Origin of the sequence: Arcobacter ellisii (genome assembly GCF_003544915.1) — a bacterium.
GTDB lineage: Bacteria > Campylobacterota > Campylobacteria > Campylobacterales > Arcobacteraceae > Aliarcobacter > Aliarcobacter ellisii.
Genome location: NZ_CP032097.1, coordinates 2121062 through 2147617, shown reverse-complemented (window position 1 = coordinate 2147617; position 26556 = coordinate 2121062). Strand labels below are relative to the sequence as shown.

The following is a 26556-nucleotide window of genomic DNA, read 5'->3' as shown; positions in this document are numbered from 1 at the left end:
AATTTGTTTTAGAAAATTATTATAAAAGAGAAGCTATTTAGCTTCTCTTTTTTTATTTAAAAGGATTTTTATTTTGTCTTATTCAAATTCTATTATTTTTGGACCAATTCCTTCAAGAAGATTTGGAATATCATTAGGTATTGATTTATCGCCATCAAAGAAACAGTGTAATTTTGATTGTTTATATTGTGAATTAGAATCAGCTAAAACTATTGAAAAAATGGATATATTTCCAAGTGTTGAAGAAATTATAAGTGCAATAAAAGATAGTTTTAAAAAACATCCAAAAATTGATGTGATTACAATAACATGTAATGGTGAACCAACTTTATATCCCAAATTAAATGATTTAGTTGAAGAAATTAATAAAATAAAAGGTGAAACAAAAACTTTGATTTTATCAAATGGAAGTACAATTTATAAAAAAGAGATTTTTAATGTTTTATTAAAAATTGATATAGTTAAATTATCTTTAGATTGTGTAAGTGAAAAATGTTTTAAAAAACTTGATAGACAAAATAAAAGTGTAGAAATTGAAAAAATAGTTCCTTCAATGATTGAATTCTCACAAAAAACTACAAAAAATTTTGTTTTAGAAATTTTATTTGTTAAAGATGTAAATGATAAAGATGAAGAAATAGAGTTATTGTTTAATGCTGTAAAACAAATTAATCCTAAAAGAGTTGATATTGGAACTATTGATAGGCCACCTGCATATAAAGTGAATCCAGTTAGTTATGAATTTTTAGAAAAAGTTGCAAATAGATTTGAAAATATAAATGTAAATATAGTTTTTAAAAATAGACCAAAATTGATTCAAACTTATAGTGAAGATGAAGTACTTTTTATGTTAAAAAGAAGACCTCTTACAAAAGAAGATATAGAAAATATGTTTGATGATAAATCAAAAGATATTTTGTTAAAACTTTTAGAAGAAAAGAAAATATCAATTGTAAATAGTAGTGGAGTCGATTTTTACAAAAATGTATGAAAAAGTCTTGACAATAAAAACTTTTTTTACTATAATTCCACCCCATTAAAGTTAAAGTCATAAATTCCGGCATAGCTCAGCGGTAGAGTAGATGACTGTTAATCATTTGGTCCCTGGTTCGAATCCAGGTGCCGGAGCCATTACTTTGACTTTGATACTTATAATTTATAGATTCCGGCATAGCTCAGCGGTAGAGTAGATGACTGTTAATCATTTGGTCCCTGGTTCGAATCCAGGTGCCGGAGCCATTTATAAATTAAAACTTACAATAAATAAAAATCAAATTCCGGCATAGCTCAGCGGTAGAGTAGATGACTGTTAATCATTTGGTCCCTGGTTCGAATCCAGGTGCCGGAGCCATTTTATTTAATTAAAATATCTTTTAACATTTTTATACACTTCTTATATTCAATATCTGATTTTGATAGTTTTGACAATAACAATCCACCTTGAATAGTTGAAATGATTAATAGTGATGTATCATATGCAGATATATCTTTTATTTCTTTATTTTTTATAGCTTCAAGAATTACATTTTCAAATATTTTTTGCCAAGAGTTAATGCAGTTTTGTAAAGCTTTCAAAATATCATCATCAATATTAGATAGTTCCAAAATTAAATTTCCTAAAGGACATCCTTTATCAAAGTTTTCATTTCTACTTTCTAGTATATCAAGTAAAGCATTTAACTTATTACCTTCTATTTCATCTAAACTTGCATATTTTTTTAAAGAGTTTGGACAAATTCTTTCATTTATAATTGCAATAACTAAATCTTTTTTTGAATTAAAATGATGATATAAACCACCTTTTGCAACATTCGCTTTTTCTAAAATTTTATTTAATCCTGTTGCACTATATCCATTTGTATAAAACTCTTCATATGCAATGTCTAATAAATTATCTCTTAATGTTTTCATATTATATTTTTTCATATCCTTTTGTCATTATTCTATCTGTTGTAATATGAGAATTAGAACATCCAACTATACAAATAAGTGGTTTATCTGTAAGATTTATTAATTGGTGGATTTCATTTGCATTAATATTTAAACACTCACCTTCATTCATATTTTTAGGTTCATCCCATATAATAGTATCACTATCTTTTTTCCCTATCATCATAGAACCACTTCCTTGAATAATTTGATAAGTTTCATTTCCAATAGTATGATAATGAGCACCAACTCTTTTTTTAGCAGGTATTTCTAATACATATAAATTAAAAGTTTCACCTTCACAGATTCTTGCTAATTTAACACCAACTTTTTCATCAACATTTGCTGTATCTAGTATTTTGTAAATATTTTTTACTTTATTCATTTTTTACTCCATTAATTGTGCTATACCATTACCAAATGACCAATTATCTTGATTATTTTCAATAATAGTTATAAAAATATCATCTTTTTTAATTTTTGTTTTTTCACTAATAGTTTTTGCACACAATTCATATAGTTTTCTCTTTTGCTCTTTAGTTCTACCTTCTTTACAAGTTATATTAATAAATAGAATATTTGAATAACTATTTCCTAAATATTCAACTGGAAAAATTAAATCTTCTTTATCTACCTCAATAAATACTTGAAATTTATCTTTTATAGGTACATTAAAACTTTCAATCAAACTATTATGAATTGCATTTGATATCTCTTTTTTATTCTCTTTTGATATTGACTTATCAATATATATTCTAATAAATGGCATAAAAACTCCTTACAGACTAATTAGTCTGTAGTAATAGAACATAAATATTCATTTGTCAAGAGTAAAAATCGATAATAGTTGCAATAAAAACCTAGTAAAAGAGAAAATGGGAGAGAAAAAGGCAATAAAAGAATAGTAAAAAGCATAAATTTAAAAATTTTAGCTAGATTTAAGCTGTAAGGTATTGACAAGTAAATAAAAATCTATTATAATTCCCGTCCAATTTGACTGGAACGCTTCAAACGAAAAGCTTGAAGAGAAACGATTCAATCGAGTCTGGAATGATCTTTAAAAATGAATGAAAGTTTGTAAAGTAATCTTTATAAACCGAATATAGAACTCTTATAAAAAATCTATGTTTATTTAGATTAAAAATAAGAATAAATGTTAAAAAATATAAAAACAAGAAAATTTGGTAAAACAAATACTTGTCTATAAAATTTGAGTGATAATTTTGTAATTGAAGAGTTATAAAATTTGTCAGTTTCAAAAACTCTATAATTTATGGAGAGTTTGATCCTGGCTCAGAGTGAACGCTGGCGGCGTGCTTAACACATGCAAGTCGAACGAGAACGGATTATAGCTTGCTATAATTGTCAGCTAAGTGGCGCACGGGTGAGTAATGTATAGATAACCTGCCCTTAAGAAAGGAATAACAGTTGGAAACGACTGCTAATGCCCTATATGCCTTTAATACATAAGTATGCAAGGGAAACGCTTTAGTGCTTAAGGATGGGTCTGTATGGTATCAGCTTGTTGGTGAGGTAATGGCTCACCAAGGCTATGACGCCTAACTGGTTTGAGAGGATGATCAGTCACACTGGAACTGAGACACGGTCCAGACTCCTACGGGAGGCAGCAGTGGGGAATATTGCACAATGGACGAAAGTCTGATGCAGCAACGCCGCGTGGAGGATGACACATTTCGGTGCGTAAACTCCTTTTATATAGGAAGATAATGACGGTACTATATGAATAAGCACCGGCTAACTCCGTGCCAGCAGCCGCGGTAATACGGAGGGTGCAAGCGTTACTCGGAATCACTGGGCGTAAAGAGCGTGTAGGCGGGTATATAAGTCAGAAGTGAAATCCAATAGCTCAACTATTGAACTGCTTTTGAAACTGTATACCTAGAATGTGGGAGAGGTAGATGGAATTTCTGGTGTAGGGGTAAAATCCGTAGAGATCAGAAGGAATACCGATTGCGAAGGCGATCTACTGGAACATTATTGACGCTGAGACGCGAAAGCGTGGGGAGCAAACAGGATTAGATACCCTGGTAGTCCACGCCCTAAACGATGTACACTAGTTGTTGTGAGGCTCGACCTTGCAGTAATGCAGTTAACACATTAAGTGTACCGCCTGGGGAGTACGGTCGCAAGATTAAAACTCAAAGGAATAGACGGGGACCCGCACAAGCGGTGGAGCATGTGGTTTAATTCGACGATACACGAAGAACCTTACCTGGACTTGACATAGTAAGAACTTTCTAGAGATAGATTGGTGTCTGCTTGCAGAAACTTATATACAGGTGCTGCACGGCTGTCGTCAGCTCGTGTCGTGAGATGTTGGGTTAAGTCCCGCAACGAGCGCAACCCTCGTCCTTAGTTGCTAACAGTTCGGCTGAGAACTCTAAGGAGACTGCCTACGCAAGTAGGAGGAAGGTGAGGACGACGTCAAGTCATCATGGCCCTTACGTCCAGGGCTACACACGTGCTACAATGGGGTATACAAAGAGCAGCAATACGGTGACGTGGAGCAAATCTCAAAAATATCTCCCAGTTCGGATTGTAGTCTGCAACTCGACTACATGAAGTTGGAATCGCTAGTAATCGTAGATCAGCTATGCTACGGTGAATACGTTCCCGGGTCTTGTACTCACCGCCCGTCACACCATGGGAGTTGAACTCATTCGAAGCGGGGATGCTAAAGTAGCTACCTTCCACAGTGGATTCAGCGACTGGGGTGAAGTCGTAACAAGGTAACCGTAGGAGAACCTGCGGTTGGATCACCTCCTTTCAGAGAGAGAAGTAAGATTCGTTTCTTACTTCCAGAGATTTTATATTCGGTTTATAAAGATTATTTAAATAGGTAGTAAAGGGGCCTATAGCTCAGCTGGCTAGAGCGCTCGACTGATAATCGTGAGGTCTCAGGTTCAAGTCCTGATAGGCCCACCATTAAATAATCTAGTAAAGATTAATTTAGGTTGGGGAATTAGCTCAGCTGGGAGAGCGCCTGCTTTGCACGCAGGAGGTCAGCGGTTCGATCCCGCTATTCTCCACCACCTATAACTAATAAGTTCATCAGATTTAAGAAGTTAAATATAAGTTCAATAAGAGATTGAATTTATATTTGATTTTCAAAATCAAAACGATATTTAAAAATATAATGTTAAAGTCTTTAATTTTTTCGTAAGAATTAAATAATAGATATAAAAAGAGATTTTTATATAGATTAAATAATTTAAAACAAAAAAAATTTCATATCTAAGAAATTAGATAGAACACAACATTATTTTATTGGATATATTTTAAATAATATGTTTAATAAGATAGTAGCCAAAGAATATTATCAAAAATGCGATAGAGTTTAACTCTATTTATTAATAAGCTATTAAGGGCTAATGGTGGATGCCTAGACTGTAAGAGGCGATGAAAGACGTATTAGGCTGCGATAAGCCTCGGGGAGCTGCCAAAGAGCTTTGATCCGGGGATTTCTGAATGGGGCAACCCAGCATATAGAGATATATGTTACCCTACGGGGAGCTAACCTGGTGAAGTGAAACATCTCAGTAGCCAGAGGAAGAGAAATCAAACGAGATTCCGTCAGTAGCGGCGAGCGAAAGCGGATTAGGACAAACCCAATGCTTGCATTGGGGGTTGTAGGACCATAACGTGAGACTAAAGAGGATAGATGAAATACTTGGAAAAGTGTAGCATAGAAGGTGAAACTCCTGTAATTTAAATTCTCAATAGCTCTAATGGTATCCTGAGTAGGTCGGAACACGTGATATTTTGACTGAAACCGGGGGGACCACCCTCCAATCCTAAATACTACTTACAGATCGATAGTGAACAAGTACCGTGAGGGAAAGGTGAAAAGTACTCCAGCGAGGAGAGTGAAATAGAACCTGAAACCATTAGCTTACAATCATTCAGAGCCCTATGATTTATCAGGGTGATGGACTGCCTTTTGCATAATGAGCCTGCGAGTTGTGGTATCTGGCAAGGTTAAGTCAAGTACGAAGCCGTAGCGAAAGCGAGTCTTAATAGGGCGATTTAGTCAGATGCTGCAGACCCGAAACGAAGTGATCTATCCATGAGCAGGTTGAAGCTGGTGTAAGAGCCAGTGGAGGACCGAACCGATAGGCGTTGAAAAGTCTCCGGATGACTTGTGGATAGGGGTGAAAGGCCAATCAAACTTCGTGATAGCTGGTTCTCTCCGAAATATATTTAGGTATAGCCTTGTGTTGTAGCATATGGGGGTAGAGCACTGAATGGGCTAGGGCTGCTTACCGCGGTACCAAACCCTATCAAACTATGAATACCATATGTGGAATCACAGGAGTCAGGCGGTGGGTGATAAAATCAATCGTCGAGAGGGGAACAACCCAGACTAACAGCTAAGGTCCCTAAGTTACATCTAAGTGGAAAACGATGTGGAGTTACTGTGACAACCAGGAGGTTGGCTTAGAAGCAGCCATCCTTTAAAGAAAGCGTAACAGCTCACTGGTCTAGTGATTCTGCGCGGAAAATATAACGGGGCTAAGATGTACACCGAAGCTTTAGATTCAATTTTAATTGAGTGGTAGGAGAGCGTTCTATTCAGCGTAGAAGATGTACCGGTAAGGAGCGTTGGAGCGGATAGAAGTGAGCATGCAGGCATGAGTAGCGATAATTGAGGTGAGAATCCTCAACGCCGAAAACCCAAGGTTTCCTACGCGATGCTCGTCATCGTAGGGTTAGTCGGGTCCTAAGTCGAGTCCGAAAGGGGTAGACGATGGCAAATTGATTAATATTTCAATACCAACATATAAGCGCGATGTGGGGACGCATAGAGTTAATCGAGGTCACTGATGGAATAGTGGCTCGAAGGACGTAGGCTGTTACTTAGGCAAATCCGGGTAACGTTAGGCCGAGATCTTACAGGCTCTTGACACTCTTCGGAGGAGATGGAGAATCGATGATACTGTCGTGCCAAGAAAAGCCACTAAGTATATTATATGTTGCCCGTACCGTAAACCGACACAGGTGGGTGGGATGAGTATTCTAAGGCGCGTGGAAGAACCCTGGTTAAGGAACTCTGCAAACTAGCACCGTATCTTCGGTATAAGGTGTGCCTACTTTTGTATATGAACTTGCTTCAAAAAGCGAAAGAGGTTGCAACAAAGAGTCCCTCCCGACTGTTTACCAAAAACACAGCACTTTGCTAACACGTAAGTGGATGTATAAGGTGTGACGCCTGCCCGGTGCTCGAAGGTTAACTGATGATGTCAGCGCAAGCGAAGCATTTGATTGAAGCCCGAGTAAACGGCGGCCGTAACTATAACGGTCCTAAGGTAGCGAAATTCCTTGTCGGTTAAATACCGACCTGCATGAATGGCGTAACGAGATGGGAGCTGTCTCAACCAGGGATCCAGTGAAATTGTAGTGGAGGTGAAAATTCCTCCTACCCGCGGAAAGACGGAAAGACCCCGTGCACCTTTACTACAGCTTGACACTGTAGCTTGGATATTCATGTGCAGGATAGGTGGGAGGCTATGATGACTAGACGCAAGTAGAGTCGGAGCCATCCTTGAGATACCACCCTTGAATATTTGAGTTACTAACTGCGTACAATTATCTTGTATCAGGACAATGTCTGGTGGGTAGTTTGACTGGGGCGGTCGCCTCCTAAAAAGTAACGGAGGCTTACAAAGGTTAGTTCATGGCGGATGGAAATCGCCAGTTGAGTATAATGGCATAAACTAGCTTGACTGTGAGACATACAAGTCGAACAGAGACGAAAGTCGGTCATAGTGATCCGGTGGTTCTGTGTGGAAGGGCCATCGCTCAAAGGATAAAAGGTACGCCGGGGATAACAGGCTGATCTCCCCCAAGAGCTCACATCGACGGGGAGGTTTGGCACCTCGATGTCGGCTCATCGCATCCTGGGGCTGAAGTAGGTCCCAAGGGTATGGCTGTTCGCCATTTAAAGCGGTACGCGAGCTGGGTTCAGAACGTCGTGAGACAGTTCGGTCCCTATCTTCCGTGGGCGTAGGAAAGTTGAAGAGATTTGTCCCTAGTACGAGAGGACCGGGATGAACGTACCACTGGTGTACCAATTGTTCTGCCAAGAGCATCGTTGGGTAGCTACGTACGGATGTGATAAGAGCTGAAAGCATCTAAGCTCGAAGCCAACTCTAAGATTAACTTTCCCTGAAGTTCCCAGCAAGACTAGCTGGTTGATAGGCTGGATGTGTAAGCGTTGTAAGGCGTTTAGCTGACCAGTACTAATAGAACGTTTGGCTTATTTACAAATTCTTTGGTTTACTATCTTATTAAATGTATATCTTATATATTTGATAGACAAAAATTGTGAAAGACTTTAACATTATTTTTTCTTAACTCCTTACGAGTTGAGTATTAAGTTTATTTTTTTTAGATTTAATACTCAACTTTGCTGGTGGCTATAGAGAAGTGGAAATACCCAGTCCCATTCCGAACCTGGAAGTCAAGCACTTCATCGCCGATAATACTGCCGGGTCCCCTGGTGGAAACGTAGGCCGCTGCCAGCTCTTGAGTTTTTATTCAGGCTTTTATCTTTTCTCAGTATTTCTGGGTTATGATAAGAGCCTTTTTTTTCGCCTGCCTTTTTCTCTTCATTTCACATTACTTTGTATTACTTCTTATATGTTATAATTATCAAAAATTAGGAATAAAATTGAATAATAATCCAAATAATCCATTACATGGAATAAAATTAGAAATGATAATAAATTCTTTAGTTGACTACTATGGCTGGGATGAATTAGGTAGAAGAATTAATATTAATTGTTTCAATTATGACCCTAGCGTTAAATCTTCTTTAAAATTTCTTAGAAAAACTCCCTGGGCAAGAGAGAAAGTTGAAAAACTGTATTTATCTATGATTGATAAATGAATTTATTATATAAATATCAATTCTTGCATTGAATACAAATATTAATATAAATTATATTACTATTACAAACTTTAAAATATTAGGATAATTTATGATTAGAAAAATAGATATAAATAGTGATGAATTTCAAACAGAACTTGAATTAACAAAACAATTTACAAATAAGGTTTTAGATGAACATGGATTAGTTTATAATCCTGATGATGAAGTTAATGAATCTATTCAAATGGGATTAACTAGAAACAAGTTAATCTATGGAAAAAGATTTTGCCCATGTTTTATGGTTATTGGAAATACTCCAGCTGAACAAGAAAATAGTGATAATAGACTTTGTCCTTGTACTCCTGCATTAACAAATGAAATACCATCAAAAGGTTCATGTCACTGTGGAATTTTTTGTACAGAACAAAAAGCAAATGAAATTAAAAAACAAATTGATGTACACGATGCAATAGCAACACATTCTAGAGGTTTAACAAAAGAGGAGTGTGCTAATTTATTAACTAAAGAAGAAATAAATTCTTTAGAACTTGAATCATTACTTGAAGCAAGAGATTTAGGATTTGTTGATTTTAACTTAGTTGATACAAGAGAATGGATGGAGTGGGTTGGAACAAGAATTAAAGGAACAGATTATTTAATACCAACTACATCATTTTATCACGCTTTAGAAAGAATCAATAATCAAAAAGATATTCCTGTTATTGTTTATTGTCATAGTGGAAGTAGAAGTGCATATTGCCAAAGAATAATGCTTGATTTAGGTTTTAAATCAGTTGCTAACCTAGATTATGGGATTTCTTCTTATGGTGGAGAAAGAGAGAGTGGAGATAATTAATCTTTAAAGAAAATGTATCTTAGTCATAAGATACATTTTCTTTAAAATCATCAGAGTATTTTTTCAGTAAATGCATTATTGAAATAAAAAAAGTCACCATAGCTGGTCCTATAATCATTCCCCAAAAACCAAATGTTGAAAGTCCAGCAACAATAGAGAAGAATATTAAAAGTTCATTTACACTTGTTGGAGTTTTTACTACTTTTTTATTTATATATTTTATTATCATTGGTTTTACAAAGGTATCTGCAAATATTGAAATTACAACTATAGAATAGATTGCAATAATCAAAGCATTTGTTATTGAATTTGTTGTTGCTTCATAAATCACTATTGGAAGCCACATTATTACTCCACCAATAACTGGAATTAATGATGCAAATCCATATAAAACTCCAAATAGTAATCCATCATAATTAAAAAATGTTAAGAAAAAACCAAATAAAAAACCTTCAAATATTGCAGTAACTAAAATAGAGTATAAAACTACAGTCATTACATTTGATGATTCACTAAATAATATTACAGAATCCTCTTTTTTAATTGGTAATAACTCTTTTATAAAAGTTAAAAGAGGTGTTGAGTAAAGAGTAAAAAAGAAGAAAAATATTAAAATCATAACCATGTCAATCATAAATTTAGCAGAGTTTTTCCCTAAATAAGCACTAATTGCAAATATATCTTGTACCGTTTTTCCTACATCAATTTTTGAACTAAGATTATCTAAAATGTTATTTAGAAAAGTTAGATTTACAGATTTTTCTTGTATAAAAGTTTTTATATCATCTAGATTTTTTACTAATAATTCTTGGTCAACTTGATTAAAAAAATTGATAAATGAGAAAATACAATATAAAATAGGAATGAAAAATAGAGCAGCAAGGGCAATTGTAATAAATGATGTTGCAGCTATTCTACTTCTTGATTTTTTTTCTAAAAAATGTGTTAAAGAACTTGTTGCTACAGTTAATAGTATTGATACAAGTATTGCTTTTAGAAAGGGATTAAACAGTTCCACCATAAAAAAAATCATAACAATTGCAATTGCAATTATAAAATAGGCTGCTTTCAAAATAATTTACCTTGTTTTACATCATCATCTAATTTTAAACTTCCAGGATATGAAAGCCTAAACATTTCATAGGTTTTAACACTTGCAACTCTTCCTCGTGCTGTTCTTTCAATATAACCATTTGCAAGTAAATAAGGCTCAATTGCATCTTCAATTGTTCCTTCATCTTCACTAAGAGCTGCTGCAATAGTTGATAATCCCATTGGTTTTCCTCTATTTGAAATTAGTAATTCAAGTAGATTTATATCCATCTCATCAAATCCACTTTCATTTACACCTAATTCATCTAAAGCGTATTGACATCTTTTCATATGAATATATTTTTCATTTTCAACTTCAGAGAAATCTCTAACACGTCTTAGTAATCTTAATGCAACCCTTGGTGTTCCTCGACTTCTTTTTGAAATTTCTAAAGCAGCATCATCTTCACAACTTTTACCAAGTTTAATGGCAGCTTTTTGAATAATTTTTGCTAACTCTTCATGTGTATAAAACTGCATTCTAAAGTGCATACCAAATCTCTCTCTTAAAGGATTTGAAAGCATTCCAGCACGTGTAGTTGCTCCAATGAGAGTAAATCTTGGTAAATCTATTTTTACAGTTTGAGCAGCTGGTCCTGAACCAATTATGATATCTAATCTATAATCTTCCATCGCTGGGTATAAAATCTCTTCAACAGCTGGAGAGAGTCTATGAATTTCATCAATAAATAAAATATCTCCTTCTTCAAGATTTGTTAAAATTGCAGCTAAATCCCCACTTTTTTCTATCATAGGACCTGCTGTTACTTTTATATTTGTATTCATCTCATTTGAAATAAGATATGATAAAGTAGTTTTTCCAAGTCCAGGAGGTCCATAAAATAGAATATGGTCAAGGGCTTCTTTTCTTTTTTTTGAAGCATCAATAAAAACTCTTAAATTTTTTTTGATTTTTTCTTGTCCTATATAATCATCCCAATTTGAAGGTCTTAGACTTATTTCATTATTATCTTCTTCAAAAGATACAGATTCTACTTCAACTAATCGCTCCATTAATACTCTTCCTCTTTTGAAGGGAAAGTAGAGTCTTGTACATCACTTCTATATTGATTTACAGCTTCTTTTACAAGTTCAGCACCATTTAGATAGTGTCTTACAAATTTTGGTTTAAACTCTTCAAAAAATCCTAACATATCTGACCAAACTAAAACTTGGCCATCAGTTACATTTCCAGCACCAATTCCAATTATTGGAATATTTACAGCTTGAGTAATTTTTTCTGCAACATTACTCATAACTCCTTCTACAACAATAGCAAAAGCTCCAGCTTTTTCAACTGCAATTGCATCACGAATAAGCTGTTCTTCATCCTCTTTTGTTTTTCCTCTTACTTTGTATCCACCTTCACTTCTTACATATTGAGGCATTAGTCCAATATGACCCATAACAGCAATAGAGTTTGAAGTTAAATGTTTGATAATATCAGCTCTATCTTCTCCACCTTCTATTTTAATAGCTGCAGCATTTGTTTGTCTATAAACTTCAATAGCATTTTTTAAAGCTTCATCTTTATTTATGTAAGTTCCAAAAGGCATATCTAAAATTACAAAAGCCTTTGGCGCACCAGTACAAACAGCATTTGTATGATAAATCATCTGCTCTAAAGTTGTTGAAAGAGTGTCTAGACGACCTGCAAAACTCATATTAAGACTATCTCCTACAAGTATCATATCTGCAATTTCTTCAAACAGTTTTGCAAAAAGTGCATCATAAGCTGTAATAACTGTTAGTTTTTTTTGATTTTTTGATTTTTTGATTTTTGTGATGTTCATTTTTTCAAAATCGTTTTTAATAATGCTCATTTTTTTTCCTAAATAATTATTAATAATTTGTAATGATTATATCTAAAACAAACTTTTTTAATAAAAATTTTAATATTTCTTAATAGGAATTAAAATATAAAAAATAGAATAATCATAAGTAATTAATAGTTTGAAAGAAGATTTTTGATAGAATATTTAAAAAAATAGGATTACAGTTTTGAAAAAATTAGTAGGTTATATAACTGCATCACTTCCAAGTAATAGTTTTACAATAGATTTAGCGTTTAGTTTAAAAGAAGCTGGTGTTGATATTTTGGAATTAGGAATACCTTTTTCAGATCCAGTTGCTGATGGTCCAGTTATTGAAAAGGCAAATTTAATTGCTTTAAATAATGGTTTTAAATTAAAAGATTTATTTGAAATCTCTTCAAAAATTGGAAATGATATTGATACTTTATGGATGGGATATATGAACCCATTTTATCATTATGGAATGGAAAAATTCTTACAAAAAGCTGCTGAATATAATATTCAAGGAACAATTATTCCAGATCTTCCTTTTGAAATGGCTCAAAATTATGAGGATTTATTTACTAAATATAATAAAGCAAATATCTCTTTTGTAGCTCCAACAGATAGTGAAGAGAGAATAAAAGAGTTAGTAACAAATGCTAAAAAATTTATTTATATGGTTGCTTATGCTGGAATTACTGGAAGTGGACAAAAAGAGGATTTATCTTTAATAATAAAAAATGTAAGAAAATATTCACAAACACCACTTTATATTGGTTTTGGAGTTGATGAAAAAACTTGTAAAGAAAAAGCTAAAGATGTTGATGGGGTTATTGTTGGAAGTGCATTTGTAAAACATATAATTGATGATAGTTTATCAAATGATGAAAAAATTAAAAGAATTTTCTCTATAGCAAAAGAGATAAAAGAAAAAATAAACGAATAATCATGCAAATTTTGAATCAAGATGTTGAATTTTTAGAAGAGAATAGAACTTGTTCTTATTATAATGAAAAACTTTCAGATATAAGATATAGGTATATTTATTCTTGTGCAACTTCTGAATATCAAAAAATGTTAGAGCGTGGTTGGAGAAGATTTGGACGAATGCATTTTGTTCCTGAATGTAAAACATGTAACAAATGTGTCTCTATGAGAATAGATGTTAAAAATTATAAATTTTCAAAATCAGAAAAAAGAGTAATTGCAAAAAATAGAGATACAAAACTTTATATAAGACCACCTTCAATGACTATGGAACATCTTAATTTATATGATAAATATCATAGATTTATGAATGATAAAAAGGATTGGCCTTATACACCTATTGAACCTGATGATTATTCACGTTCTTATGTTGAGGCTACAGAAAATTATGCAAAAGAATTTTTATATGTAAGAGATGATAAATTAATAGGAGTTGCATTAGTAGATATTTTGCCTCAATCAATTTCTGCTATTTATTGTTATTATGACCATGAGTATGCTGATTTATCTATTGGTAAATTTTCTATTTTAGCTCAAATAAAAATAGCAAAAGAACTTAATATCCCTTATATTTATTTGGGATATTGGATAGAAAATCATTTTTCAATGGGCTATAAAGTTGCATATTCACCTTTTGAAACTCTAGAAAATAGAGCTACATTAAATGAAACCCCAATTTGGAAAAAATATGAACTATAATTTTTTAATTATTATAAGTATTGTAATTTGTGCTATAATTTCCTTTATTTTGAGTTACTATTTAGCTTTATTTACAGTTGGAGAAAAGAGTAGTTTTTTTAAAATTGTTCAGCTTATTGTTGCAATAGTTTCAATGACAACATTTTATGCTCCAATAAAACATGTATTAATAAAATTTACAAATCTTGAAGAAGATGAAAGAGAGAAAAATGAATAGATACTTAGTATCTTTTTTAGCCTTAACTGCTACACTTTTTGCAGAAGCTACAGTAACAAATGAAGTAAAACCACTTGAAAAAAATGTTGTACAAGAACAACCTTATAATCCAAATGTAGATTGTCTAATTTTAGAAGATGAAAAATCAATTATTTGTAAATTTGAAGTTATAAGAGATCCCCAACAAGAACAACTAATAATTATTAATTGGATAAGCCCTACAGGTGAAGTCTCAAGAACAAGAGAGATGATAATTCCAGCTGGAGATAGTTCAGCTTATGATTATAGATATCTAGATGGTAGAGAAGGTGGAAAATGGGATTTTAAAATTATTTATAGTGGAAAAGAGTATTCATCTCAATTTGAATTGAAATAAATACTTTTTTATTTACTAATAAGTTAAGAGAAGTTCTTAATTTATTAGTAATTTAGTTATATTATAAGTGATAAAAGACATAATCCAAGCAGTTGATGTTGTAAAAATAAATAGATACCATAAATATTTCCAATTTCCTGCTTCTCTCATAAATACCATTGATGCTGCTAAACAAGGTAAATAAATCATTACAAATACAATAAATGATATTGCTGAAGCAAAAGGTATATTATTTTTAATTTTTTCTACTAAACTATCTGATGTTTCATTATTGTCACTTCCTAAACCATAAAGAATAGATAAAGTAGAAACAACAATCTCTTTAGCAGCAAGTCCTGTTTCTAAAGCAACTGACATTTTCCAATCAAATCCTAAAGGTCTAAATAGAGGTTCTGAAAATTTTCCAAGATAACCTAAATAAGAGTTTTCAAGATTATATAAACTTAGTTCATTTTGTAAATTTATTTTTTCTTCTTCACTTTGTGCTAATTCTATTTTTGTATTAAAATCATTTTCAACATCAAGATGTTTTGGGTAGTTACTTGCAAACCAAATAAGTAATGACGCCGCAAGAATATATGTTCCTGCTTTTTTTAGATACATTAAAGCTTGATTTGAAACTGTATGCCAAATTAGTTTAAATGAAGGAACTCTATATTTTGGCATCTCCATAACAAAAGGTTCATCTTCACTTTTAAATACAATAACTTTTAATATTTTTGCTGCAAATAAACCTAAAATGGCACCACAAATATAGATTAAAAATAATACATTTCCAGCATTTTGATTTCCAAAAAATGCTCCAACAAAAAGTACATAAATAGGAAGTCTTGCCCCACAAGACATAAATCCAATAATAAATAGAGTTAAAAGTCTATCTCTTTCATTTTTTAAAGTACGTGCAGCCATATATGCAGGAACTGAACATCCAAAACCTGTTACAAGTGGAATAAAAGATTTACCATGAAGTCCAAATTTATGAAAGAAACCATCAAGTAAAAAAGCAACTCTACTCATATATCCAGTTGTTTCAAGTAAAGCAATACCAAAAAATAGAATCATAATATTTGGTAAAAATAAAATAACTGAACCAACTCCTGCAATAACCCCATCTCCAATAATTGAAGAGAGTTGATTATCTCCTAAAACAGTTTTAGTTTTATCAATTACACTTGCAAAAAAGGCATCAATTAAATCCATTGGAATATTCCCAATTTCAAAAGTTAATTGAAACAATCCCCACATCAAAAATAAAAATATAGGTAATCCAAAGAATTTATGAATTAATATTGAATCAAATTTTTCAGTTAAAGTTTTTTCTCTTTTTAATGATTGTTTTACAGTTTCAGTTGTTGCACCTTTTGCAAAAGCAAATTTTTCATCATTAAAAATGTCTTCCATATTTTTTGTTTGATAATGAATATATAAATGTTTAAATGCTTCAGTTAAAAGATTTTGAAGCTTTATCCATATTGGTTCTTCTTTTAATTGTCTATAAGTTTGAGTATCTTCTTTTAAAAGTTTTATTGCAATTTGTCTATATGTTTGGTTTGTTTTATAATTACACTCTTGTAAAAGTTTTGAGATAGTTTCTATCTCTTCTTCTATTACATCTGAGAAAAAAAGTTTTGTTGGAAGTTTTTCATTTTCAAATTTAAAAACAATTTCATCTAAAAGTTTTTGAATCCCTATTTTTTTTGCAGCACTTGTTTTTATACAAGGTTTTCCAAGAATTTTACTTAGTTGAACTTCGTCAATCATTATAGATTCTTTTTGGGCTTCATCACTCATATTAAGTGCAATTATCATTTTTTTATCTAAAGCTAATAGTTCAGCAGTTAAAAATAGGTTTCTTTGTAAGTTTGTTGAGTCTAAAACATTTAGAATAATGTCATAATGAGAGTTATCTAAAAACTCTTTAGTAACTTTTTCTTCTAAAGTATAATTATTTAAAGAATATGCACCAGGTAAATCAATAATTTGAATTTGATAACCTTTGTATTCTAAAAAAACCTCCTCTTTTGTAACTGTAACCCCTGAAAAATTCCCAACTTTTAATCTAGCATTTGATAAAGAGTTGATAAGCATAGATTTTCCCACATTTGGTTGACCTACAAGTGCAATAGTTATAACTTTATTTTGCATATTCAACCTCAATTTTTGAAGCTTCACTTAATCTTAATGCGATTTTTGATTGGTTGATTTTTATCTCTATTGTACTTTTTGTTAGAGTTAAACCTTCTATTGTTACAATTGCACCTTTTACAATTCCAAAAGAGTAGAGTCTATTTCTTAAAATACTATCGCAATTAATGGCGACTATTTGCCCACTTTCATGCAATTTTAATTCATCTAACGTCATATGTTTCCTTTTGTAAGATTAATAATGATTATTATAATACAATTAGTCTTGCTTATACTTGATTAGAGTCAATAAAGTGATTTGTAATTTATGGGAAGTTTTAGATATACTAAAATGTTATAATTTTTTAAGGGTGATTTTAATGTTAAATGAAAACAATAATGAAGAAATAATTGATGAATTAAAAAAAATAGTAAAGCAAAAAGGTCTTAAATATACAGAACAAAGAGAGATTGTTTTAAATATTTTATTACATGCAAAAGAACATTTAACTGCTGAAGAAATTTATAATCAAATAAAAAAAGATTATAAAGATTCTAATATAGGAATTGCAACTGTATATAGAGCTCTTAGTTTCTTAGAAGAAGTAGATTTAATCACTTCAATCACATTTGGAACAGATGGGAAAAAATATGAAAGTAATGCAAAATCTCATCACGATCATTTAATATGCACAAGTTGTGGTAAGATAATTGAGTTTATTGATGATGAAATTGAAAAGAGACAAGATAAAATTGCTAAAAAAAATAAGTTTAAAATAACAAGTCACTCTATGCAGTTGTATGGTACTTGTGATACTTGTCAAGATTCATAGTATATTAAGAAATTCTTAATATACTAACTTCTAATTTATAAAATCTCAGATTTAATATTATTTACCCAGTTTTCAATTCTTTCATCAGTTAAATCACTTTGATTATCTTCATCTAATACAAGTCCAACAAAATTATTTTCAATTTGTGCTTTTGAACCATCATGATAATAACCATCAGTTGAAGTAAAACCAACAATTTTTGCATTATTAGATTTTATTTGTTCATAAATAATACCCATTGCACTACAAAATTCATCACTATAACTCTCTTGATCTCCTAAACCAAAAAGGGCAATAGTTTTTCCTGATAAATCTAATTTACAAAAATCGCCCCACGCATCTTCCCAATCATCATTTAATTCTCCATCTCCCCAAGTTGAGCCACCAAGAATTAATTTATCATATTCATTTACTCTATCGATTTTAGTTCCAGCCAAATCAAATACTTCAATATCTCCAAGTTTTGAAGCAATTTTATTTGCTATCTCTTCAGAATTTCCAGTACTACTTGCAAAAAATATTGCTGTTGCCATTTTATGTTCTCCTAAATAATATTAATTTTTTATAATTGATCTTAAAGAGTAAGGAATAGCTTTTATTTGATACTCTTTATTTTTTAATTCATCTACATAAACAGGTATTTGTTTTGTAAATTCATTATTTTTTGGATAAGCCAAATATATTTGAAAATATTCGCCTTTTTTTATAGATTTAATTGCACTTTCTAGTTCATCTTTTATATTTGGTTTTTTTACTTCTATATCTTTCCAAGATGTATAAATTTTTAATCCTACAAACTCTTCTGATTTGATACAAATAGAGTTTCCTAAATCTATAACAGTTTTATCACTATGAAGTTTTTTTATTTTCTTTAAAACAAATTCATGGAATAGTAAATGTTTATCAATCAATAATTGATGTTTGTTATTTACATAACAAACAGAGATTAATTTTGCTAAAGGTAAAAGTTTATTATTTGAAATAAAAATAGGTTCTTTGTTGTTTGGATTAAAATAATTGTTAATAATTTTTGTTGAATTTAGACAAAATCTAAAATTTTTACTTTTAGGTTTATTTATTTTTACAAAACTTAATGGTTGCATATTTTTTATTTTATATATGAAAGCTTTTTCCAAATCATAATTAGATAAAACTCTTTGTTCATATTTTGTGAAATTGCAATAAGAATTTAAAATATTGTTACTTAGATTTAAAAATAGCTGTCTCAATCTATTTAATGAGTTAAATTCATCAAAATCTTTTGGTAAATACTCTTTATCTTGTGAAAAGCCGATTAAATTATTTTCTAACATTTTAATTCCTTATCACAATTTGCATAACACTCTTTGCAATCTTTTATTCCCATTATTTTTACATATTCATCATAAACACAGTTTATTGACCGTTTTGCACAAATAAATGGTATGTTTTTCTTTTTTGCTTCATTTTTATATTTAAGCATAGTATTATGATTTAAAAAAGATGTAAGCATTACAATACAATCTGTATCTTGTGGAACTTTTTTCTTTGGAGCAGAAGATTTTTTTCTTGCATCCCAATGATTTATTGTTTTTGCACCAAGTTCAGTAAGCATCGTTGAAATTTGTGAGATTTGATCTCCACCAATAATTAAAATACTCATCTTTTATCCTTTTTTTAACAAGTACAACCGGTTGGTTTTACAAGGTCTTTTTTATTTTCAAAATTTTCAAACATTTTTTATCCTTTATATTGATAATCATTATTGAAATACTATAAGAATAAAACTTAATTCTTGATTAATATTAAGAATGATTATCAATTAAATATAATTTGTTTATAGATTTTTTGTTTTTTGTAAGATTTATGTTGAGAGGATTAACTAGGAAATTCCTAGTTAAAAAGGTTTTAAACGTCGATTTTTCTAAGCTCTCTAATGATTGCTGCTATTTCTTGAGAATATTCTCTTGCTTCTTTACTATTATATTTCCATCCACCATTATAACTGCTCCATACTTTTGACCAGTCATTTTTGTGGATTTTTTGCCAATAAACTAATTCATCAATTGCATTTTTTGTTGCAAATTGGAAATCAGAAATCAATTTAGTAGCAAACATATTTCTATTCCAAGAAGTATCTTTTACATTTTGTCTACTAATTACTGTTTTTATATTAGCTTGATAAATTCCAAAATCTTTTGAATCCATATTTATCATAACTTTTCCTAGTCCTGATTCTTTAATAGCAATTGCCATTAATGAGTAACTAAGTCCGTGTTGTTGACCTTGTTTTTTAATTTCTTTTAGTGTTTCAATTTCTTGTTGTGTTAAGTTTTTAATATCAAAATCTGATGCAAAAACATTAGAAATGAATAGTAGAATAAGTAAAATTACTCTTAATCTCAATTTTTTCTCCTTTGTTTTTCTTTTTTTAAAGTGGGTGATTGTAGCTGAAAATTGAAATTTTGTCAAATATTACTATATTTTGCTTGTTTTTTGGGAATTGATTAATAATTTATTTAGTTTATTCAAACTATAATTCCAAAAAAATTTTATGAGAATAGTAGACATTGGAAAAGAAAGAATTTAAGAAAATAATCAAGGAAATTGGTTTTTCTTCTCAGGGTAAATTTGCAGAAGAAATAGGTGTAAAAGCATCAACTTTTACAACATATAAAGTGATACCTTCACATATTAGAAGAATAACAAAATTAGCACTTCTTGCTAAAAAAAGTGGCGTTCCTTTAGAGGAAATTAGAAATTCTTTGAAAGTAGATTAAAATCTACTTTTCATTATTTTTTATTTAATCCAATATCAATATATTTTCTAACTTTATTTATCTCATCTTTATCAAAAATTGTTTCAATTTTATTTTTAGAATCATCTTTTATTACATTTCCAAATGGACTTATGATTGCACTTCCTTTTGCCATATTATAATCAGCACTGTTACAAGCAACTACAAAACATTGATTCACTAAAGCTAAAGCTTTTGAAATAGATTCATAATGCTCTTTTCTTTTTAATCCCCACATTGCTGGATTTAAAATTATATCTGCACCTTTTATTTTTTCCCAAAGCTCTGGAAATCTTAGTTCAAAACAGATTAATGCTGCTATTTTTATACCATCTATTTCTAAAATTTTTAAATCTTTTAAATCTCCTTCACTAAAATGTTCTAGTTCATTTCCTAAAGGAAAAAGTTTAATTTTTGATTGAGTATGAATGATTTTTTTATTGTGAAATAAATATAAAGTATTAAAATATTTTTCATCTTTTTTTGTAATAAATGTTAAAGAAATAATTTTATTTTGGCTTAATTCTTTTATCTCTTCAATGGCTTTTATTGAAAAAGTAGAAGCTTCATCCATTCTATCATAAGAAAATCCACTCAAAGCTAATTCAGGAGCTAAAATTAAAGAGTTTTCTTCACACGAATTTATTAATTCTTTTAATTCATTTAGATTTGTTTGAAAATCTAACGAAGTTTTAATTTGTAGAGTTATTAATTTCATTTATTACCTCATTTAAAATATTTTCAACTGCAACTTTATAACTCATAGCTGTTGCGTAAGTGCTAGCTTCATATTTAGTAACTATTATAGAATTTGTATTTGAAGCACGAATTAATGCCCAACCATATTCAAAATTTATTCTAAGTCCATCAATTTTTATAATATCTTTTATAATAGGAAATCCTCGTTGAACTTTTTTTAATTTATTTTCAATCTCTTTTATAATTAAAAATTTATTTTTTTCACTAACTTCTATTTCAATATTAGAACTTGTATAAACTTTTGGAAGTTTATCTAACTCAAAATCTAAATTTATTCCTTTATATAAAAGTTCTAATACTCTAAAAGTTGCATAAATAGCATCATCATAACCATAATATCTATCATTAAAAAAGATATGTCCTGAAACTTCTGCTGCAAGGTCTGCATTTAATTCTTTTAGTTTTAATCGTAAGTTTGAATAACCAGTTTTATTCATTATTGTTTTAGCTTCACTATTTAATTCATCAAAAATATTTTGTGAGTAGGTAACTTCTCCAATAATTACTGGATTTTTCATAGTTTTTGAAAAAAGTAGGGCTAACATATCACCTTTGATATTATATTTTTGAGTTAAAACAGCAATTCTATCAGCATCTCCATCATAAGCAAAACCTAAATTACACTCATCTTTTAATAAAGCTTTTATATCTTCAAGATTTTTTTCATTTGTTGGGTCTGGATGATGATTTGGAAACTCTCCATCTGGAGTTAGGTGTAAACCTTTATAGTTTAGATTTAATTCATCTAAAATATCACATAAAACTGTATTTGCAACGCCATTTCCACAATCAACTACAAAAGGAGTTTTAAAATTTTTTAGATGTGAAAATTGATTAACCATAAAATCTACGTACAATTTTTTTGCATCAATTTTTATAAAATCAAAATTATTTGGAATTTCTATATTTTGATTTTTACTAATTTTTTCATATAAAGCTAAAAGCTCTTCCCCAAAAAATGGTTCATTGTTTATTGTGATTTTAAAACCATTATATTTTTTTGCATTATGACTTCCTGTAATCATAATTGACGCAGTTGGTTTTATAGTTTTATTTTCTATCAAAAACTCTTGAAAAGAGGCAAAATAGTTTACGCCAGTTGCAACTAGTCCAATATTTAAAACTTTACACTCTGATAGATTAAGTCCTGAGATTAGAGCTTCAAAAAGCATTTGAGAGTGAGTTCTTACATCATAACCAACCACAATATATGGCGTTGATGAAATTTTTTCTTTTATATGAAGACCTAAATAATAACCTATTAATTTTGAATTTTCATAGGTTAAATCATCATTTACAACACCTCTAATGTCATATTGTCTAAAAATTGTTTTATTAATCATTTTGTTCTAACTTTAATAAAAACTCTTTTTTTTCAATTCCTCCACTATAACCACCTAATGTTCTATCATTTGAAATAACTCTATGACATGGAACCAAAATATCAATCATATTTTGTGAATTTGCATTTGCAACTGCTCGATAAGCTTTTTCATTTTCAATATTTTTTGCTTGTTCTTTATAACTAAGAGTTTTACCATAAGGAATTTTTAGTAACTCTTTCCAGCATTTTACTTGAAAAGAAGTACCAATTAGTTGTAAAGGTATTTCAAAAGTTGTTCTTTGTTTATTAAAATACTCTTCTAGTTGGATTTTTAGAAGTTCAAATATTTCACAATTTCCTGGAATTACATCGGCATTTAAACTATTTTTTAAAACTTCAATTTTTGCTTCTATATGAAAAGGAACAAAATATGTAAAAATAATTATTCCTTTTTTTGAAGCAGCAGCGAACATTTCTCCTAAAGGAGTTGAAAATGTCGTTGTAACAATGATTTCTTTGTTTTCAAAATTATATTTTCTCATGGCGGAATTTTAACATAATCATATATAAGATATAATTTTAAATGTTAAAAAATAGTTATAAAAATATAAAAATTCTATATGTTGAAGATGATGAAATAGCTAGAGAAAATGGTGTTGAGTATTTGCAAAACTTTTTTGAAACTATTTATGAAGCAAGTGATGCCATAGTTGCATTACAACTTTATGAAAAATATAAACCTGATATTATAATAACTGATATTCAAATGCCAAAATTAAATGGTTTGGAATTTGTAAAAAAAATTAGACAAAAAGATAAAAAAACTCAAATCATAATTATCACAGCTTTTTGTGATAAAAATTATTTATTAAAAGCTATTGAACTTCAACTTGTGAAATATCTAATAAAACCTGTAAAAGAAAAAGAGTTTGAAGAGGCTTTATTTTTATGTGTAAACTCTTTACAAGAGGATAATTCAAATATTGTAAAACTTGAAAATGAAATATATTTTGATACTTTTAATAAAAACTTAGTAATAAAAGATGAAATTGTAAAACTAAGAGCAAAAGAGATTTTATTTTTAGAACTTCTTATAAAAAACAAAAATCGATATGTAACCTATGAAGAGATTGAAAACTATGTTTGGCGTGAGTCTGTTATGACAAAAGATGCTTTAAAAACTTTGGTTAAAAATTTAAAAACAAAAATTCCAAAAGATTTGATTTTGAATCTTACAAATAGTGGTTATAAAATAAATGTTTGATATTAATACAATTCTTTTTTATGGGATTACTTTTGGTATTTTAATAATGACGATTGTATATACCTTTATTAGATATTTGTATTCAAAAGAGATATTTTATATAAGTTATTGTTTTATGCAAATTTTTTCTTTGATTTTTATAATCTCATATAGTAAACTTTTTACAATTAGTTATTTTATTCAAGAGTTATCTTTTGTTATCGCTTCAATTTTTGCAATGATTTTTGCAATAAATTATTATGAAGGAAAATTTTTACCAAAAATTACAAATTATAAAGAACTAATAATCAATACCTTTTTATTGAATGTTGTTATTTTAACGGCATTTTATCACTATGTTTTATTTGAATATTTACCTTATACAATCATTTATGCGATTTTATTTGTCTCTTTGATTTTTAATTTAAAACAAGGTTTTAAACCAGCACTTATTTATGTTATTGGTTGGTCTGTTTTTTGTATTTTGTTATTTATTTTTGATTTTAAAAATTTTTATACACAAAGTGGATATTTTGATTTAGTTTTATTGGTTTTTGCAATTGAAGCTATGCTTTTTACAATCTCAATTGCATATAAATATAATGACTTAAAAATAAAAAATAAAAACTTTGAAAAGATGGTAATTCAACAATCAAAGTTTGTAAAATCAGGTGAAATGATTGCAAATATAACTCACCAATTTAGACAACCTTTAAATAATATCTCTTATATTTTAATGAATCTAAAAAAAAGATTTGAAAATAAAAACTTAGATGAACTCTATTTTGATAAAAAAATAAATCAAGCAAATGAACAGATTGATTTTTTATCAAAAACAATTGATGATTTTAAAGAGTTTTATAATGAAACTAAAAAAAGAGAGAATTTTAGTGTAAAAGAAGCCATAGAAAATGCCTTTACGATTTTAGATGCAGATTTAAAAAATCATAATATAGATTTAAAAATAGATTTTCAAACCTTTGAAGAGATAAAAATTTTTGGGGTAAAAAATGAACTTTCACAAGTTATATTTTCAATCGTTTCAAATTCAATTGATGTATTAAAAAATATAAAAAACCCAAAAATAAAAATAGAGGTTTCTTCTTCAAGTGCTGAGGTAAAAATAGATATCACAGATAATGGTGGAGGAATAAAAACAAAAAATCTAAAAAAGATTTTTGAACCATATTTTACAACTAAAATAGAAGGAACAGGAATAGGGCTTTATTTGGTAAAAATGATTGTTGAAGAGAGTTTTGGTGGAAAAATTTTGGTTGAAAACAAAAAAGAGGGAGCTTGTTTTTGCCTCTTTTTTGAAAAAGTAATTTAGTTTATGGATGAACAAAAGATATATTTTTAGTGATTTTATATCTATTATCTTGTGAAAATATCTCAATAGTTATATTTGAATTTTTTGTTATATTTTTATCATAATCTTTAGAAGTTTCGATTATCAATATTTTTTTTGTTTTTGCACCAGCAACTAAAGAGAACTTTTCAAATCTTTTGATTTTATAATTTTTTTCATCTTTTAATTTTATATCAAAAGTTAAAGTTTCATCTTTTGTATTATGAATAGTTAAAATATAGTTATTTGAAACAATACCCTCTTCATTTTGTTTATAAAGCTCTGTTGTTTTATTTACATTTACTAAAAAATCCTCTTTTTCAAGTGAAAAATAAAAAGCTAAAAATAGACATAAAAACAAAGATACAAAATAAGTAACATTTCTTTTTGTGAAAAGTGAAACATTTTGTTTATTTATAACTTTGTTTGTACTTCCCCAATTTATTAAAGATATTTTTCCAAGTTTTCCCATAACACTTGCACAGGCATCACTACATTCAAGACAATTTATGCACTCAACTTGTAAACCTTTTCTAATATCTATATGAGTTGGACAAACTTTTACACAAGCTTCACAAGTTGTACACTCTTCGTTATTACTCCAATCTTTAACTTTAAAAATAGATTTATTTCCATTTTCATAAACTTTTCCACCACGAGTAAAATCATAAGTTACTTGTTTTGTGTTGTTATCATATAAAACAGATTGTATTCTTGAGTATGGACAAACAAATACACAAAAATTTTCTTTCATAAAAACAATATCATAAAATAAAAATAGGGCAATACTGATTATAAATAAAATCATAAAACTATGATTTAATGGCTCTTGTATATAAACAAAAAAATCTTCAGGTGGAACAAAATATAACATAAAATTACAAGAGATGATTAATGTTATAACTGCCCATAAAATTAAAGATATATATTTTTTTATTTTATTTGAACCTTTATTATAATCTATCTCTTTTTGTTTGTTTTTGATTTTTCTTAAATCTAGAATTGTACTTTCGATTAAGTCTCTATAAATTACTCTAAAAATAGTTTGTGGACATAACCAGCCACACCAAATTCTTCCTAGCATTGAAGTAATAGCAAAAATACCAATAAATAAAAACATTAGTAAAAATGGCATTACATAAAGTTCACTAACATTAAACACAATTCCTAAAAAATGAAATTGTAATTTGTCAAAAGATAACAATAATAAGTGGTTGTCATTTATTGTTATAAAAGGTATTAGCATTATTGAAATTGTGCTAATAAAATATACTAAATATCTTTTTTTAGTATAAGACATATAA

General features: G+C 29.4%; 27 protein-coding genes, 5 tRNA genes and 3 rRNA genes. 19 read left to right on the top strand and 16 right to left on the bottom strand.

The features are described from left to right. The first annotated feature begins 73 nt into the window (after positions 1-73). From AELL_RS10895 to AELL_RS10880, 4 genes are all read left to right on the top strand, one after another. Positions 74-991 carry a radical SAM protein gene (locus AELL_RS10895; protein WP_118917981.1) on the top strand — a complete coding sequence of 306 codons (918 nt, stop codon included), beginning with the start codon at positions 74-76 and terminating at the stop codon, positions 989-991. A 65-nt stretch (positions 992-1056) separates the two neighbouring features. Next, a tRNA-Asn gene (locus AELL_RS10890) sits at positions 1057-1131 on the top strand. Positions 1132-1164: 33 nt separating this feature from the next. Then, positions 1165-1239, top strand: a tRNA-Asn gene (locus tag AELL_RS10885). 37 nt (positions 1240-1276) lie between these two features. Then, positions 1277-1351, top strand: a tRNA-Asn gene (locus AELL_RS10880). Positions 1352-1353: 2 nt separating this feature from the next. Here AELL_RS10880 and AELL_RS10875 read toward each other — a convergent pair. Genes AELL_RS10875 through AELL_RS10865 form a run of 3 tightly spaced genes read right to left on the bottom strand, consistent with a single transcriptional unit; the run spans position 1354 to position 2698 of the window. After that, entirely contained in the window at positions 1354-1926 is a 573-nt protein-coding gene (locus AELL_RS10875) for a TetR/AcrR family transcriptional regulator (RefSeq protein ID WP_118917980.1), read from the bottom strand. Next, entirely contained in the window at positions 1913-2314 is a 402-nt protein-coding gene (locus tag AELL_RS10870) for a cupin domain-containing protein (RefSeq protein ID WP_118917979.1), read from the bottom strand. Before AELL_RS10870 ends, AELL_RS10875 begins: the two co-directional genes overlap by 14 nt. A gap of 3 nt (positions 2315-2317) precedes the next feature. After that, the gene (locus AELL_RS10865; RefSeq protein WP_118917978.1) at positions 2318-2698 is read right to left on the bottom strand and encodes a tautomerase family protein; all 381 of its coding nucleotides are present in this window, start codon (positions 2696-2698) and stop codon (positions 2318-2320) included. A 501-nt stretch (positions 2699-3199) separates the two neighbouring features. Between AELL_RS10865 and AELL_RS10860 the strand changes: the two genes are divergently transcribed. The 7 genes from AELL_RS10860 to AELL_RS10830 all read left to right on the top strand — a co-directional run bounded on the left by AELL_RS10860 (position 3200) and on the right by AELL_RS10830 (position 9677). Then, a 16S ribosomal RNA gene (locus AELL_RS10860) occupies positions 3200-4717 on the top strand. Between the two features lie 81 nt (positions 4718-4798). Further along, positions 4799-4875: transfer RNA gene (locus AELL_RS10855), tRNA-Ile, on the top strand. Positions 4876-4906: 31 nt separating this feature from the next. Then, positions 4907-4982 (top strand) — tRNA-Ala (locus AELL_RS10850). Between the two features lie 319 nt (positions 4983-5301). Then, positions 5302-8214, top strand: a 23S ribosomal RNA gene (locus AELL_RS10845). A gap of 144 nt (positions 8215-8358) precedes the next feature. After that, positions 8359-8474 (top strand): 5S ribosomal RNA (gene rrf / locus AELL_RS10840). The 16S, 23S and 5S rRNA genes sit together here with 2 tRNA genes alongside, the layout of an rRNA operon. A gap of 146 nt (positions 8475-8620) precedes the next feature. Beyond that, positions 8621-8839: a VF530 family protein gene (locus AELL_RS10835; RefSeq protein WP_118917977.1), complete on the top strand. Its 219-nt coding sequence runs from the start codon at positions 8621-8623 to the stop codon at positions 8837-8839. 91 nt (positions 8840-8930) lie between these two features. Continuing rightward, positions 8931-9677 (top strand): ferredoxin-thioredoxin reductase catalytic domain-containing protein, encoded by a 747-nt coding sequence (locus AELL_RS10830; RefSeq protein WP_118917976.1) that lies wholly within the window; start codon positions 8931-8933, stop codon positions 9675-9677. 19 nt (positions 9678-9696) lie between these two features. Here the strand turns inward: AELL_RS10830 and AELL_RS10825 are convergent, their stop codons facing one another. The 3 genes from AELL_RS10825 to panB are packed head-to-tail and all read right to left on the bottom strand — an operon-like array spanning position 9697 to position 12592. Then, positions 9697-10749, bottom strand: a complete 1053-nt coding sequence (locus tag AELL_RS10825) for an AI-2E family transporter (protein WP_118917975.1) — start codon at positions 10747-10749, stop codon at positions 9697-9699. Further along, on the bottom strand, positions 10746-11783 hold the full coding sequence (ruvB, locus tag AELL_RS10820; protein ID WP_118917974.1) for a Holliday junction branch migration DNA helicase RuvB: 1038 nt from the start codon (positions 11781-11783) through the stop codon (positions 10746-10748). The genes AELL_RS10825 and ruvB overlap by 4 nt, the downstream gene beginning before the upstream one ends. Then, positions 11783-12592: a 3-methyl-2-oxobutanoate hydroxymethyltransferase gene (gene panB, locus AELL_RS10815; RefSeq protein WP_118917973.1), complete on the bottom strand. Its 810-nt coding sequence runs from the start codon at positions 12590-12592 to the stop codon at positions 11783-11785. The genes ruvB and panB overlap by 1 nt, the downstream gene beginning before the upstream one ends. Positions 12593-12770: 178 nt before the next feature. On the opposite strand from panB, the gene trpA reads away from it, so the two are divergent. Genes trpA through AELL_RS10795 form a run of 4 tightly spaced genes read left to right on the top strand, consistent with a single transcriptional unit; the run spans position 12771 to position 14844 of the window. Further along, the gene (gene trpA / locus AELL_RS10810) at positions 12771-13511 is read left to right on the top strand and encodes a tryptophan synthase subunit alpha (RefSeq protein ID WP_118917972.1); all 741 of its coding nucleotides are present in this window, start codon (positions 12771-12773) and stop codon (positions 13509-13511) included. 2 nt (positions 13512-13513) lie between these two features. Next, positions 13514-14251, top strand: a complete 738-nt coding sequence (locus AELL_RS10805) for an arginyltransferase (RefSeq protein WP_118917971.1) — start codon at positions 13514-13516, stop codon at positions 14249-14251. Beyond that, the gene (locus AELL_RS10800) at positions 14241-14468 is read left to right on the top strand and encodes a hypothetical protein (protein WP_118917970.1); all 228 of its coding nucleotides are present in this window, start codon (positions 14241-14243) and stop codon (positions 14466-14468) included. The genes AELL_RS10805 and AELL_RS10800 overlap by 11 nt, the downstream gene beginning before the upstream one ends. Next, on the top strand, positions 14461-14844 hold the full coding sequence (locus AELL_RS10795) for a hypothetical protein (protein ID WP_118917969.1): 384 nt from the start codon (positions 14461-14463) through the stop codon (positions 14842-14844). The genes AELL_RS10800 and AELL_RS10795 overlap by 8 nt, the downstream gene beginning before the upstream one ends. 36 nt (positions 14845-14880) lie before the next feature. Here the strand turns inward: AELL_RS10795 and feoB are convergent, their stop codons facing one another. After that, a complete protein-coding gene (feoB, locus tag AELL_RS10790) occupies positions 14881-16989 on the bottom strand; it encodes a ferrous iron transport protein B (protein WP_118917968.1) in 2109 nt (702 codons plus the stop codon). Beyond that, positions 16979-17206, bottom strand: coding sequence for a FeoA family protein (locus tag AELL_RS10785; protein WP_118917967.1), 228 nt, complete (start codon positions 17204-17206; stop codon positions 16979-16981). Before AELL_RS10785 ends, feoB begins: the two co-directional genes overlap by 11 nt. A gap of 142 nt (positions 17207-17348) precedes the next feature. Between AELL_RS10785 and AELL_RS10780 the strand changes: the two genes are divergently transcribed. Further along, positions 17349-17801, top strand: coding sequence for a Fur family transcriptional regulator (locus AELL_RS10780; protein WP_118917966.1), 453 nt, complete (start codon positions 17349-17351; stop codon positions 17799-17801). Between the two features lie 35 nt (positions 17802-17836). On the opposite strand, the gene AELL_RS10775 is transcribed toward AELL_RS10780, so the two are convergent. From AELL_RS10775 to AELL_RS10760, 4 genes are all read right to left on the bottom strand, one after another. Then, positions 17837-18334, bottom strand: a complete 498-nt coding sequence (locus AELL_RS10775; RefSeq protein ID WP_118917965.1) for a flavodoxin — start codon at positions 18332-18334, stop codon at positions 17837-17839. A gap of 21 nt (positions 18335-18355) precedes the next feature. Continuing rightward, entirely contained in the window at positions 18356-19114 is a 759-nt protein-coding gene (locus tag AELL_RS10770; protein WP_118917964.1) for a hypothetical protein, read from the bottom strand. Further along, positions 19108-19443: a DUF2325 domain-containing protein gene (locus AELL_RS10765; protein WP_118917963.1), complete on the bottom strand. Its 336-nt coding sequence runs from the start codon at positions 19441-19443 to the stop codon at positions 19108-19110. Before AELL_RS10765 ends, AELL_RS10770 begins: the two co-directional genes overlap by 7 nt. A 245-nt stretch (positions 19444-19688) precedes the next feature. Beyond that, a complete protein-coding gene (locus AELL_RS10760; RefSeq protein ID WP_118917962.1) occupies positions 19689-20186 on the bottom strand; it encodes a transglycosylase SLT domain-containing protein in 498 nt (165 codons plus the stop codon). A gap of 164 nt (positions 20187-20350) precedes the next feature. Here AELL_RS10760 and AELL_RS10755 point away from each other — a divergent pair, with 164 nt between their 5' ends. Further along, positions 20351-20560, top strand: a complete 210-nt coding sequence (locus AELL_RS10755; RefSeq protein WP_118917961.1) for a hypothetical protein — start codon at positions 20351-20353, stop codon at positions 20558-20560. A gap of 13 nt (positions 20561-20573) precedes the next feature. Here the strand turns inward: AELL_RS10755 and AELL_RS10750 are convergent, their stop codons facing one another. Genes AELL_RS10750 through AELL_RS10740 form a run of 3 tightly spaced genes read right to left on the bottom strand, consistent with a single transcriptional unit; the run spans position 20574 to position 23203 of the window. Then, positions 20574-21296, bottom strand: coding sequence for a carbon-nitrogen hydrolase family protein (locus tag AELL_RS10750; protein ID WP_118917960.1), 723 nt, complete (start codon positions 21294-21296; stop codon positions 20574-20576). After that, positions 21271-22680: a phosphomannomutase/phosphoglucomutase gene (locus AELL_RS10745; RefSeq protein ID WP_118917959.1), complete on the bottom strand. Its 1410-nt coding sequence runs from the start codon at positions 22678-22680 to the stop codon at positions 21271-21273. The genes AELL_RS10750 and AELL_RS10745 overlap by 26 nt, the downstream gene beginning before the upstream one ends. Further along, positions 22673-23203 (bottom strand): methylated-DNA--[protein]-cysteine S-methyltransferase, encoded by a 531-nt coding sequence (locus tag AELL_RS10740; RefSeq protein WP_118917958.1) that lies wholly within the window; start codon positions 23201-23203, stop codon positions 22673-22675. The genes AELL_RS10745 and AELL_RS10740 overlap by 8 nt, the downstream gene beginning before the upstream one ends. A gap of 41 nt (positions 23204-23244) precedes the next feature. Between AELL_RS10740 and AELL_RS10735 the strand changes: the two genes are divergently transcribed. Next, the gene (locus AELL_RS10735; RefSeq protein WP_118917957.1) at positions 23245-23925 is read left to right on the top strand and encodes a response regulator transcription factor; all 681 of its coding nucleotides are present in this window, start codon (positions 23245-23247) and stop codon (positions 23923-23925) included. Next, a complete protein-coding gene (locus AELL_RS10730) occupies positions 23918-25234 on the top strand; it encodes a sensor histidine kinase (RefSeq protein WP_118917956.1) in 1317 nt (438 codons plus the stop codon). The genes AELL_RS10735 and AELL_RS10730 overlap by 8 nt, the downstream gene beginning before the upstream one ends. Position 25235: 1 nt before the next feature. On the opposite strand, the gene ccoG is transcribed toward AELL_RS10730, so the two are convergent. After that, positions 25236-26552, bottom strand: coding sequence for a cytochrome c oxidase accessory protein CcoG (ccoG, locus tag AELL_RS10725; protein ID WP_118917955.1), 1317 nt, complete (start codon positions 26550-26552; stop codon positions 25236-25238). Between the last annotated feature and the right edge of the window lie 4 nt (positions 26553-26556).

Coding starts and splice junctions, on each gene's coding strand:
- AELL_RS10795 (WP_118917969.1), top strand. CDS start 14,461: ATGAATAGATACTTAGTATCTTTTTTAGCCTTAACTGCTACACTTTTT.
- AELL_RS10770 (WP_118917964.1), bottom strand. CDS start 19,114: ATGTTAGAAAATAATTTAATCGGCTTTTCACAAGATAAAGAGTATTTA.
- AELL_RS10805 (WP_118917971.1), top strand. CDS start 13,514: ATGCAAATTTTGAATCAAGATGTTGAATTTTTAGAAGAGAATAGAACT.
- AELL_RS10730 (WP_118917956.1), top strand. CDS start 23,918: ATGTTTGATATTAATACAATTCTTTTTTATGGGATTACTTTTGGTATT.
- feoB (WP_118917968.1), bottom strand. CDS start 16,989: ATGCAAAATAAAGTTATAACTATTGCACTTGTAGGTCAACCAAATGTG.
- AELL_RS10870 (WP_118917979.1), bottom strand. CDS start 2,314: ATGAATAAAGTAAAAAATATTTACAAAATACTAGATACAGCAAATGTT.
- ruvB (WP_118917974.1), bottom strand. CDS start 11,783: ATGGAGCGATTAGTTGAAGTAGAATCTGTATCTTTTGAAGAAGATAAT.
- ccoG (WP_118917955.1), bottom strand. CDS start 26,552: ATGTCTTATACTAAAAAAAGATATTTAGTATATTTTATTAGCACAATT.
- AELL_RS10735 (WP_118917957.1), top strand. CDS start 23,245: ATGTTAAAAAATAGTTATAAAAATATAAAAATTCTATATGTTGAAGAT.
- AELL_RS10740 (WP_118917958.1), bottom strand. CDS start 23,203: ATGAGAAAATATAATTTTGAAAACAAAGAAATCATTGTTACAACGACA.
- AELL_RS10875 (WP_118917980.1), bottom strand. CDS start 1,926: ATGAAAAAATATAATATGAAAACATTAAGAGATAATTTATTAGACATT.
- AELL_RS10785 (WP_118917967.1), bottom strand. CDS start 17,206: ATGACGTTAGATGAATTAAAATTGCATGAAAGTGGGCAAATAGTCGCC.
- panB (WP_118917973.1), bottom strand. CDS start 12,592: ATGAGCATTATTAAAAACGATTTTGAAAAAATGAACATCACAAAAATC.
- AELL_RS10830 (WP_118917976.1), top strand. CDS start 8,931: ATGATTAGAAAAATAGATATAAATAGTGATGAATTTCAAACAGAACTT.
- AELL_RS10800 (WP_118917970.1), top strand. CDS start 14,241: ATGAACTATAATTTTTTAATTATTATAAGTATTGTAATTTGTGCTATA.
- AELL_RS10775 (WP_118917965.1), bottom strand. CDS start 18,334: ATGGCAACAGCAATATTTTTTGCAAGTAGTACTGGAAATTCTGAAGAG.
- AELL_RS10745 (WP_118917959.1), bottom strand. CDS start 22,680: ATGATTAATAAAACAATTTTTAGACAATATGACATTAGAGGTGTTGTA.
- AELL_RS10865 (WP_118917978.1), bottom strand. CDS start 2,698: ATGCCATTTATTAGAATATATATTGATAAGTCAATATCAAAAGAGAAT.
- AELL_RS10765 (WP_118917963.1), bottom strand. CDS start 19,443: ATGAGTATTTTAATTATTGGTGGAGATCAAATCTCACAAATTTCAACG.
- AELL_RS10750 (WP_118917960.1), bottom strand. CDS start 21,296: ATGAAATTAATAACTCTACAAATTAAAACTTCGTTAGATTTTCAAACA.
- AELL_RS10780 (WP_118917966.1), top strand. CDS start 17,349: ATGTTAAATGAAAACAATAATGAAGAAATAATTGATGAATTAAAAAAA.